This is a genomic window from Ornithinibacillus sp. FSL M8-0202 (assembly GCF_037975285.1).
Lineage (GTDB): Bacteria > Bacillota > Bacilli > Bacillales > Amphibacillaceae > Ornithinibacillus > Ornithinibacillus massiliensis.
Genome location: NZ_CP150248.1, coordinates 1,818,480 through 1,829,867 on the forward strand (window position 1 = coordinate 1,818,480; position 11,388 = coordinate 1,829,867).

Annotated in this window: 13 protein-coding genes; all 13 read right to left on the bottom strand. The window is 38.4% G+C overall.

Annotated features, from left to right (window positions below; genetic code table 11):
* Positions 1-96: 96 nt before the first annotated feature.
* The 13 genes from MKY78_RS09500 to MKY78_RS09560 all read right to left on the bottom strand — a co-directional run bounded on the left by MKY78_RS09500 (position 97) and on the right by MKY78_RS09560 (position 11,315).
* Positions 97-1,047 carry a ribose-phosphate diphosphokinase gene (locus MKY78_RS09500; protein WP_281413729.1) on the bottom strand — a complete coding sequence of 317 codons (951 nt, stop codon included), beginning with the start codon at positions 1,045-1,047 and terminating at the stop codon, positions 97-99.
* Between the two features lie 15 nt (positions 1,048-1,062).
* Positions 1,063-2,448: a bifunctional UDP-N-acetylglucosamine diphosphorylase/glucosamine-1-phosphate N-acetyltransferase GlmU gene (gene glmU / locus MKY78_RS09505; protein ID WP_211740771.1), complete on the bottom strand. Its 1,386-nt coding sequence runs from the start codon at positions 2,446-2,448 to the stop codon at positions 1,063-1,065.
* Positions 2,449-2,729: 281 nt separating this feature from the next.
* A complete protein-coding gene (gene spoVG / locus MKY78_RS09510; RefSeq protein WP_047986264.1) occupies positions 2,730-3,017 on the bottom strand; it encodes a septation regulator SpoVG in 288 nt (95 codons plus the stop codon).
* A 221-nt stretch (positions 3,018-3,238) separates the two neighbouring features.
* Positions 3,239-4,048 (bottom strand): pur operon repressor, encoded by an 810-nt coding sequence (gene purR / locus MKY78_RS09515; RefSeq protein WP_186871110.1) that lies wholly within the window; start codon positions 4,046-4,048, stop codon positions 3,239-3,241.
* Between the two features lie 67 nt (positions 4,049-4,115).
* A complete protein-coding gene (ispE, locus tag MKY78_RS09520) occupies positions 4,116-4,967 on the bottom strand; it encodes a 4-(cytidine 5'-diphospho)-2-C-methyl-D-erythritol kinase (RefSeq protein ID WP_339217568.1) in 852 nt (283 codons plus the stop codon).
* Positions 4,968-5,073: 106 nt separating this feature from the next.
* A complete protein-coding gene (locus MKY78_RS09525) occupies positions 5,074-5,247 on the bottom strand; it encodes a small, acid-soluble spore protein, alpha/beta type (RefSeq protein WP_281413730.1) in 174 nt (57 codons plus the stop codon).
* 105 nt (positions 5,248-5,352) lie between these two features.
* Positions 5,353-5,700 (bottom strand): SCP2 sterol-binding domain-containing protein, encoded by a 348-nt coding sequence (locus tag MKY78_RS09530; protein WP_339217570.1) that lies wholly within the window; start codon positions 5,698-5,700, stop codon positions 5,353-5,355.
* A gap of 76 nt (positions 5,701-5,776) precedes the next feature.
* The gene (locus MKY78_RS09535; RefSeq protein WP_211740774.1) at positions 5,777-6,043 is read right to left on the bottom strand and encodes a Veg family protein; all 267 of its coding nucleotides are present in this window, start codon (positions 6,041-6,043) and stop codon (positions 5,777-5,779) included.
* 422 nt (positions 6,044-6,465) lie between these two features.
* Entirely contained in the window at positions 6,466-7,356 is an 891-nt protein-coding gene (gene yabG, locus MKY78_RS09540; protein ID WP_339217573.1) for a sporulation peptidase YabG, read from the bottom strand.
* 112 nt (positions 7,357-7,468) lie between these two features.
* Complete coding sequence (gene rsmA / locus MKY78_RS09545; RefSeq protein ID WP_339217574.1) at positions 7,469-8,356, bottom strand: 16S rRNA (adenine(1518)-N(6)/adenine(1519)-N(6))-dimethyltransferase RsmA; 888 nt, start codon at positions 8,354-8,356, stop codon at positions 7,469-7,471.
* Positions 8,349-8,915: a ribonuclease M5 gene (rnmV, locus tag MKY78_RS09550; protein ID WP_339217575.1), complete on the bottom strand. Its 567-nt coding sequence runs from the start codon at positions 8,913-8,915 to the stop codon at positions 8,349-8,351. The genes rsmA and rnmV overlap by 8 nt, the downstream gene beginning before the upstream one ends.
* A 200-nt stretch (positions 8,916-9,115) precedes the next feature.
* Positions 9,116-10,297, bottom strand: a complete 1,182-nt coding sequence (locus tag MKY78_RS09555) for a ubiquitin-like domain-containing protein (protein WP_339217577.1) — start codon at positions 10,295-10,297, stop codon at positions 9,116-9,118.
* Positions 10,298-10,544: 247 nt separating this feature from the next.
* Positions 10,545-11,315, bottom strand: a complete 771-nt coding sequence (locus MKY78_RS09560) for a TatD family hydrolase (protein WP_339217579.1) — start codon at positions 11,313-11,315, stop codon at positions 10,545-10,547.
* Positions 11,316-11,388 lie beyond the last annotated feature (73 nt).

Consider the following 11,388-nt stretch of genomic DNA (forward strand, 5'->3'; position numbering starts at 1 on the left):
TCATCTAGTACTGACAACTTTCTCGTATATGCAGGTTGTAGAGCTAAATCATTTATCTAATATAGTATATTCCCCTTAAAACTATTCGCTTAAACATTAATCAAACAAAATACTAACGGATTGTTCCTCATGTACACGGATAATTGCTTCCCCGATAAGAGGTGCAACAGACAATTGGGTAATGTTCTCTATATTCTTCTCTTCCGGTAATGGAATGGAATTTGTAATAACCAATTCTTTAATTTGTGAGTTTTGAATACGTTCAATTGCTGGACCAGATAATACCGGATGTGTACAGCATGCATACACTTCTTTTGCCCCTTGTTCAATTAAGGCATTAGCAGCTAATGTAATGGTACCAGCCGTATCAATGATATCATCAATTAAAATAGCTGTTTTTCCTTCAATATTTCCGATAATGTTCATAACCTCGGCAACATTTGGACGTGGTCTTCTTTTATCAATAATACCGATTGGTGCTTTAAGACGGTCAGCCATTTTTCTTGCTCTTGTTACACCACCATGATCTGGTGAAACGACAATAATATCATCAATGTCTTTTGCTTCAAAATAATCGGATAGTAATGGTACACCTTGTAAGTGGTCAATTGGGCTATCAAAGAAGCCTTGAATTTGAGGTGCGTGTAAATCAAGTGTAATAACACGATCAGCTCCTGCAGTTTCGATTAAATCCGCAATTAGCTTAGCCGTGATTGGCTCTCTTGCACGTGCTTTACGATCTTGTCTTGCGTAACCATAGTAAGGCATTACCACATTAACCGTTTTAGCAGAAGCACGTTTTAGTGCATCTAGCATAATAAGTAATTCCATTAGATGTTGGTTTACTGGTGAACTTGTTGATTGCACAACATAAACATCACATCCACGAACACTTTCCTCGATGTTAATTTGAATTTCGCCATCACTAAACGATGTTACCGTACATTTTCCTAAAGAAATGCCGATATGCTCTGCAATTTCCTCTGCAAGCTTCCGGTTTGAATTAAGTGAAAAAACTTTCATATTTGAGTTCTGGTATTGAGACATGAAGATACCCCTCCGTTATTTATTTTCTTTCAATCTGTTCTTTAATCGTGATGCATATCCTTCTTTATTTGATTGTCTTGCTCGAGCAACAGACAATGCATCTGAAGGAACATCCTTTGTGATGGTCGAGCCTGCAGCAACATAAGATCCTTTGCCAATGGTTACTGGGGCAATTAGATTCGAATTACAGCCAATAAATGCATCATCTTCGATAGTCGTTAAATACTTATTTTTGCCATCATAGTTTACTGTAATTGTACCACAACCAATATTAACATTACTTCCGACTTTTGCATCACCAATATAGCTCAAATGGGATACTTTGCTTCCTTCACCTAATTCGGCTTTTTTAATTTCGACAAAGTTACCAATTTTTGCTCCATCACCTATATTAGCATCCGGTCTAATATGAGCAAAAGGACCAATATTTACCCGTGCGCCAATTTTACTGTCTGTTGCCACACTTTGCTTAATTACTGTACCTTCACCTACTTCACAGTTGTGAATTTCACTATTAGGACCAATAATAGCATTCTCCCGTATGATGGATTTACCACCTATCATGGTTCCTGGGTAAATCACAACATCGGATTCAATCACAACATCCGACTGAATATATGTATTCTCCGGATCAATGATAGACACGCCATTGCGCATATGATATTCATTAATACGACGTTTCATCGTTTTTTCAGCTTGTGCTAACGCAACACGATCATTGACACCTAGTGTTTCATCAAAGTTAGGCATCATATAAGCACTTACTTTTTCCGACTTTTTCTTAAGGATTTCAATTACATCTGTTAAATAATATTCACCTTGGGAATTATCATTTGAGACGTCTTTTAATGCGTCAAATAATGCTTTATTATCAAAGCAAAACGTTCCTGTATTAATTTCATCGACCTGTAGTTCCTCTGGACTTGCATCCTTATGCTCTACAATTCGTTCCACTTCATTTTGGTCATTACGGATTACTCTCCCATATCCAAATGGGTTAGGGGCTTTAGCGGTTAGAATCGTAGCCTTCGAGCCTTCTTTTTCATGATGTTCAAATAACTGCTCAAAGGTTTCCTTCGTAATTAATGGGGTATCTCCACATACAACGATGGTAGTACCTTCTTTATCCTTCAATAATTCTTCCGCTTGCATCACAGCATGTCCAGTACCTAGCTGCTCTTCTTGTAAAGCAAACTTTGAATCATTGCCGAGATGTTCTTTCACTTTATCTGAACCAAATCCAACAACGGTTACAACTTCCTCTAATCCTACTGCCTTTACTTGTTCCAGCACATGCTGTACCATAGGCTTACCTAATACGGGATGAAGTACTTTATATAGCTTGGATTTCATTCTCGTACCTTGTCCTGCTGCAAGTATAATTGCATAACGCTTCTTCATGAGGGTAGCCTCCAATATCTATAATCGATGTTTTCATCAATGCTTCTAATAAATATCCATTTTGACTATATCCTAAAAAAAGGCTAATTTCAACCAATTGAAAGCGAACCAGAGGGACTATTTTGACTCGTTGTAAATCAAAAAAGAGATGTATTCGATGGATAACCCTTACACAGGAGGATGAGCCTGACTAGTACGTCCTGAGGAATTATTCGTTGGGGAACAAAAAAAGAAGGCTAATCCTTTGGAGATTAGACCTCTTGTTGAAAAGGGTTTCATTTCTAGGAAGCTCCTGCTTCCTCAAATTCCACTTCTTCACCTGCACGGCGATATTCTTCTAATACGGCATCTTGGATCTTTGCTCTCGTATTAGAGTTAATCGGATGTGCGATATCTCTGAATTCACCATCAGGAGTGCGTTTAGATGGCATTGCTACAAATAGTCCATTATTCCCATCAATTACTCGGATATCATGAACTACAAATTCCTGATCTAACGTAATAGATGCGATAGCACGCATTCTACCTTCCGTATTGACACGGCGTAATCTTACGTCAGTTACTTCCATGCTGATTCACCACCTTTTCGTCTTTGAGTTAGTTATTAAATTCTACAAAAAATTAAAAATTCCTGCTTATATTTGAAAAAAGTTTAATAATTTACACAAAAAGTAAAAAATTAGGGGTTTTACTAGGTCTCGTAGAAAAGAAGCCTATACTCGAAAGCTACATTTAGCTGATTCACACCATTAAAAAAAGACCTCCCTAACTAGGAAAAGTCTTCTTTACCCTATATAAAATTACCACGCTGTACAGAAATGAAGTTTTCTTTAATATCAACATTCGATATTTTTACTAGTGACATATAATCATTCACAACTCGTTCTTCTTCTTCATCATCCGCTTCAGCCAGAACTCCAATTGCCTTCACATTCGTGTTAAACTCTTTTAATAGACTTACCATACCGTTAATCGTTCCGCCTGCTTTCATAAAGTCATCAATAATGCATACATTAGACCCTTCTTCCAAGCTACGCTTCGGTAAGACCATTGTTTGAATTTTTCTGGAAGAGCCAGAAACATAGTTAATGCTTACTGAAGAGCCTTCTGTTACCTTAGGATCTCTTCGCACAATAACAACAGGAACATTCAAGAATGAAGCTACCGCATATGCAAGTGGGATACCTTTGGTTGCGACCGTTACGACAACATCGATATCTAGTTTGGAGAAGTTAGAAGCAAAAATTCTCCCTATTTCACGAACTGTGTGAGGTTCTCCTAATAAATCACTCATATAAAGATAACCACCGGGTAATATTCGATCTGGATCTTTCAGTCGTTCACATAACTGATCAACAAATTCCATTCCCTTTTCCATAGGGGACTCTGGAATATACATGACGCCTCCAGCTGATCCTGCTATGCGCTTTAAATGTCCTAATCCTTCCGCTCGAAACATTTGATCAATGATGTCTAGGTCTTCACTGATGGATGCTTTTGCGGCTTTATACTTTTCTGCAAATGATGGCAGATTTTTATGAACTCTCGGATTTTCTAGAAAATAGTTTGTTATTGCAACTAATCTCCCACTTCTTTTCATGATTTCACCTCTAAAACCGAATTATTTCATATAAATATACCACCATCATACGCATTTAGCAAGCACCTCAGCCGATTAATCGAACTAAATACACTTCCTGGCAAAAGCCCTTCATTCCATTATAGATTCGTTGTGCTTTACTTTGTTGTTCTACTAAGCCATATACTGTAGGACCACTACCGCTCATTAATACACCGGACGCACCCGCTTGGAGCATCTTTTCTTTAATACGTAGCACCTCAGGATGTAATGCGGTGGTGATAGCTTCTAGTGAGTTACCGATATTCTGACATAGCTTGTTAAAGTCCTTTTCATATAATGCTTCCACTACCTGATTGGTATTAGGGTGAATAATCTCGTCCATTTTTACACGTTGAAAAATCGTTCGTGTTGAGACACCAATATCTGGCTTAGCTAATACCACCCAAAACGGGGGTGGTGATGGCAGTGGTTCAATGATTTCCCCGAAGCCTTTAGCAATACCCGTTGAACCATAGACACAAAAAGGTATATCTGATCCCAAGGTTGATCCAAGCTCTGCTAGTTGCTCAATAGGAATGTCCATATTCCATAAATGGTTCAAGCCTCTTAATACAGCCGCAGCATCCGTACTGCCTCCGCCAAGCCCTGCAGAAACTGGGATAACCTTTTCAATTTTAATATGTACCCCTTTGTTTATATTATATTTTTGTTTAAATGCCTTAGCTGCCTTATAGGCTAAATTCCGTTCATCGTTTGGAACATATCTACTCCATAAAGAAACTTCGATTCGATCTTCCTCCAAGGTATTTAACTCAATTCGATCTGCTAAATCAACCGTCGTCATAACCATTTCCACATCATGATAACCATCCTCACGTTTTCGCAAAACATCAAGAGATAGATTGATTTTGGCAGGCGCTTTCTCAAAGTGAGTCATCTCCGTCACCTACTTTTTTCATGTATGGAAATTGTAACATATATTAAAATCGGTTGCGACTTGTTCTATTTACGGATTCTATGTCCATATATAAAGAGCAGATCGATTATGATCTGCCCTGTAAATTTTGCTCGGCTATTTCAATTGCTCGCTTTACCATGTTCCCGGCATCCCTTGCCTTAATACCGCCCCAGCCTTCTTTTTGAACCGTGTCGTAAAAGCCTAACTCTTTTGCAATTTCTTCTTTTAGTTGGTCTGACATAATCCCACGTCTACCCAAAGAAGAACAACCCCTTTCGTGTTATAACCTGTTACGACATGTTTATTATTTGTAGCAATCATTGGATTAGACAAGTTATATCTAGGAAACCAAGGGAAAATCTTGCTAAAATTGATATTCCTTTAACAAACTCTCTAGCTTAAGAGCTAACCCAATATTCCCATCCACTTTTAACTTACCCGTCATAAAAGCAGTCATACTATTTAGGTTACCCGCCAGAAATTTTCTAAATATAGCGTTTTTCATTTTTAGTGTACAATCTGGGTTCGAGGCAGTCGTTGGCAAAATAGAGAATTCCCCATTCTCAAATTTCAATTGATAACTAACTACCTCATCGGTAATGTGAATTTCGTATGTAGCCTTTATTGTAGCGTACGGATCTGGGTTCTCCTGTAATTTCAACTCAATCTCTTCCCAAATCTCCTGCACCGTACCATTCTCGATTAAGCTCACCATTCATCCCCCCCGAAAACTTTTTCAAATTGTCTAATAATTATATACAAAAAATAAAGATCAGTAAACCATTGGGCTACTGATCTAAAAACATTGCTTTAGTATGTTCATCATTGAAGTTTAATTCTACTGTTTCTGTAAGTACGTCTGCATAGCTGTATGAAACACGTTCGAAAGCATTCTCATCTTGATCAAGTTCAACGATAAATACAGAAGGGTACGTTTCTGCTAAAATTCCCGTTCTTTCAATTGTCTTCCTTCTGCCACCATTAGCTTTTAACGTTAATCGCTTTCCAATTTGACACTCGAGACCTTGCTTAATTTCTGTTAATGTTTTAGCCAATACACTCCACCTCACTGTAAGTTAACTATACCATATGCTTGTTTAAAAGTCAAAGAAAATCTTATATTATAACAAGATACGTTTTTTCCTGTCAACAAGTAAATTCCACTTATTGATATTATTATGACAAAATGTTGACATATTATGTATATTTTTTTGCATATAACGTAAAGATGCTGGGACAAAACTATCTCTAACGTCGGATAAACCGAACATGAAAGTTAGCGCATCAAATCCGCCCCGAAAAAATATACTTGCGGTTAGTGGGCGGCTGGTGAGCCTCCTCAGAGCTAGAGCTCTTCCGGGGTCTCAGCCGTGCCCTTTCCTCCCACAGGAGTCTCCGTATATTTCCGGGGCTAATGTAGTGATTGTTTGTTTTTTATTACCTTTGTTTTCGTTTTGTCCCAACCTCGATTCTATCTTTATTCCATTGGTATCGATTCGCTCGATTCCTCATCATCTGTTAAATAGGGTAACCCCGTACGAAGCAATCCTTTTGTCTCTACTCCGCCCATCCCCTTTTCACCTGTCATCGTATTACGTAGCGCATCCCATACACTCACCTTTTCCATAAAAGGTGTATAGGCTATCTTAGCCGCGATATAAACTGGATCTAATGCATGGATATTAATACGGTGAGGAGAACTTGCAAAATTCGCTCCGGCCCGAATTAAGGATTCGAAATGGGACTGACATGCCCCTGCAAAGATAACTAATTGATCAAGGTGTGGAACAACCTTTCTTGCTTCTCTAACGGTTTCTGCAAAATATTTTGAATGGCGATAGGCTCGTATATCCTGTTTAGCCCCTTTGCTTTTTGAAAAGGAATCATGACCGGTAATGACAATGATATCTGGTTGGATCTTTTCAATTAAGGTCTGAATATGAAAAGACATTTCCTTTTCGTTCAAATGAACCCCATGTACTTGTAACCCTAACCGTTGATAGAGACTAATACATTTTCGCAGGTAGTTTTGATCTCCATCTAGATGTAATACTTTCGCTGGCAATTGAAAGTAATCTGCATATTGATAACCGTCTGTTGATTGATAATCACGCTTTTCCTTCATCAACTGATAATCCTGACGAAACAACCGATAGGAAAACTCTTCCTGTTCTTTTCCCTTTTGTCTTCTTTTTTCTAAATCTCGTTCTTCTACTTTAGTTAAATCCTCTAATGGTGCATCTGCTTCTAAACGTATATCTTCTCCATGTAAGATTGCTTTATCCTGCTTGATGGATGAAACCCGAAATAACAAATCATGATGATAGGATTTCCTTGTAACTAGTTCACCTACTACTCTACGCTTCATATATACACCTCACAGCCTCCATGTACATGAAAGCATTCTCCTATATAGACTATGAGTAAGATGCCTTATACGTGCTTTAAAGCTATATAAAAAGGTGCCCTCGTAAGGACACCTAGCTATTTTGATGCTGTAGCTTATAAAAAGCGTTCGCTAAAATACTAAATTCTTGCATATCCAGTGATTCGCCACGTCTTGTTCCATCAATTCCAATTGCTTCAAGCTGCTCATTAATCTCGTCTTTATCCAATATTCCTTTGAAATGGCTAGTGAGGTTATTTCGTAATGTTTTTCTACGTTGTGCGAATGAGGCTTGGACAAGTGTGAAAAAGTAATCCTCATCCTCCACCTCTACCGGTGGCTTGCTTCGCGTGACAAGCTGCAAGATGCTAGAATCGACATTTGGCTGTGGCATGAATACGGTTTTCGGCACATTCATTACAACCTTAGCCTCTGTATAGTACTGTATCGCTATGGTTAAGGAGCCATAGCTTTTCGTATTAGGCTGTGCAGCCATTCGATCCGCTACTTCCTTTTGGATCATAACGGTGATACTTTCAACAGGTAAACGTTCCCGGAGTAGCTTCATTAAGATTGGCGTCGTAATGTAGTACGGTAGATTAGCCACGATATGGATAGGCTGATTCTCCTGAAAGTTCTCTTTAATCACGTCATGCACATTTGCTTTCAGAATATCTTGATGTACAATTCGAATATTATTATAGTCGGATAGCGTATCATCCAAAATCGGTAAGAGACGGCCATCAATTTCAAAAGCTACGACCTTATCTGAGTGGATAGCTAGTTGTTCTGTTAATGCGCCAATACCCGGGCCAATTTCCATCGTTCCTGCCGTCTTATCGATTCCTGCATGGCCAATAATATTTTTGAGCACATTCACATCAATTAAGAAGTTCTGTCCGAGGCTCTTTTTAAAGGTGAAGTGATATTTTTGTAAAATCTCTTTAGTCTTTATTGGTGTGGCAATATATTTCTTATCCATGAATGTCCTCCTGCTCTATCTTTTCCATCGCTTCTTCTAACTGTGCCTTTGAAATTTGAAACATCGTAAGGCGTTTGAGTAATTGTTTTCCATTCGTATGGCCAACTTGTAATAATTCACCAAGTCGTTCCCGTCGCTTGCTTGATCCAGGCCCTCCGATTAACCGATAGTTCATTAAATCTTCTTTCGTAATATCTGTTTGTTCGATGTCGGCTAGCTCATAGACATCCGCTAATGCCTTTCTAATGGCCTCTACGGATGCATGCTCAATTCCTAAGCTCTTGTTATTAGGATGCTTCGCACGGGCGTTATCTTGCGTTAGGAATGCGTGTTTACACCCTGGAACAGCTTGGTCAATAATATGGCGGATACGTTCTCCCGGATAATCTGGATCGGTAAAAATAATCACACCGCGTTTTTCTTTTGCGTGCTTAATTTGTTGAATGGTTTTTTGGTTAATAGCCGATCCGTTTGTTTCGATTGTATCCGCATCGACTGCTAGTTTTATTTTCGTCGTGTCGTCTTTTCCTTCGACGATTATTATTTCTTTTATTTTCAATGAATGTTCCTCGCTTTATTCGAAATATCCCATATGCTTAGCAGAATCATGTATTTTACAGTTTGAAGGTACTTCGCTTTCTCTCGTTCGTTAGCGAATATGTTAGTTTCTTAAGCTTACGGGATATATTTTATACTTTCCTGACTGTAAGTAAAAAACCATGCTCTTACCACTATAACATGGCGGGAGCATGGTTTACATTAATCTAATATTTTTACTTTTACTTTTTTCACACCCCAATTATAGGCATCTGCTTTAGTTGGGACATGGATGTCAATACGGTTCCCTTTGATATGACCACCTGTATCTCCTGCAATTGCTTCTCCGTAGCCTTCTACCCATACTCTAGTACCGAGTGGGATGACATTTGGATCAACCGCAATAACCTTTGAATTAGGATTATCCTTTAGGTTAATCCCAGTAGCGGTATATCCTGAGCATCCATTACACTCTGCTGTAAATGCACTTGCAGTCATCGTAATTTCTTTGCCACCGCCATCTGATAATGTAACAAGATTTTGTGGCTCTTTCGTTCCAATTGCGACTATACGGTTTTGACTTTCTTTTGTCACTTCTTCACTTACTAGATCCCGGCTTACTTCTTTGCCGTTTTCATATGTCACTTCATATGTTTTAACAACGGCACCCTCTTCACCAGGCGAAATGACTTTTTCTTGCCCTTTGTCCAATGAACTATCCTGACGTGTTTCGGTTTGGAAAGCAACGATATCTGTTACTTCTTCCACTTTCTTTTCAACTCGAACGATGGAGATTGTCGTATCCTTCGTAATCGTTTTATCTAGAGCTGGCTTTACTTGATCAAGCTCTGATAAGGTGACCTTACTTTCGTTTAGCAACTCCTGAACAGAACTACCTGTCGTCCAAATCTTCTTTTCTTTCCCACCATCATCAATCGTCACTTGAAAAGCTCTCTTGACAGAAAGATCCAAGTTATCTTTAATCACTTCGTCTAATGGATGGGATAATTCGTCATGCTTAGCAATAGAAAGATTATTTTCATTTAAGAATTCTTCTACTGTGTCGGCTACTGTATAATACATTTGTTCTTCGCCGTCTACTGTAACCATAACTTTATTTGCTTTTTTATATTCTATTTTCATTCCGTTTGCAATCTCTGCACTTAAATCATGTGATAGTGCATCATGCTCTCCGAATTCAATCCCTACTTCTTCTAGTAGCTCTTCTACTGTATTGGCATGGGTTGCTATTGTTCTATCTTTTCCATTCTCAGCGAATACTACTTCTTTCTGTGTTGCGTAAAATAGTATCATACTTCCAAATGCAAAAAGTGCAATTACACCAATACTTGAAATAACCAGCATCCGTTTCGAGGCCGGCAATAGCTTTGAAACAATTCGCATGCTTCTTGCCTCCTTATTCGAATTGATTATATAGACACTGTTATGTAAAAGTAAATGATTATAGGATTACGGTTGTTTTACAGTTTTATTACAACACCCATATCCGCTCGTTGTCCAAATAGCATTGACCCCAGCTAAACCCTTGCTATTTCTAACTTTGTCAAAAATAAAAAAGACTAGATTTTCCCTAGTCTTTTTTATCTAAAAAAATGAAAAAAATATGTTTTTTCTAGTTACATTTAACTATTTACCTCTTGATTTTGAAAATGGAGCATGCATTTTCGGTTGTTTTTTCACTTAATTCTTCTAGCGAAATTTGTCTTATTTCCGCTATCTTTTCTGCTACTAATTTTACATAGGCAGGTTCATTTCGTTTTCCCCGATTGGGATGTGGAGCAAGAAATGGTGCATCTGTTTCGATAAGTAAACGATCGATTGGTACCATCGCTGCAACTTCTTTTGGCATTGGTGCGTTTTTGAATGTTACGGGACCGCCTAGTGATATATAGAAGTTCATGTCCAAGCATGTTTGAACATATTCGGCAGAGTCATTATAACAGTGCATAATTCCGCCAATTTCTTTCGCATTCTCCTCTTGAAGGATCGTAATAATATCTTCGGTTGCTTCACGGTTATGAATAATGATTGGCATCTTCACTTTTTTGGCTAATTGAATTTGTTTACGAAATACTTCTTTTTGAACGTCCTTTGGTGACTTGTCCCAATGATAGTCTAAGCCCATTTCGCCAATCGCGACTACTTTCGGATGTTGTGATAATTCCTCAATCCATGTCAAATCTTCGTCGGTCATGTCGATAGCATCTACTGGATGCCAGCCTACTGCTGCATAAATAGTGTCATATTGCTCCGCTATTTCTATTGCTAGTGGAATCGTTTCGCTATCAAAACCTACTACAACCATGTATGTTACACCAGTATCGAATGCACGTTTTATTACCTCGTCACGGTCTTCTAAAAATTGCCTAGCGTTCAAATGTACATGTGTGTCAAATAACATGTTATCGTCCTTTCTATGAAAAAAGGTCAGACTGCTACACGTTCGGGGCGTGTAGTTTGCTGACCTTTATTTG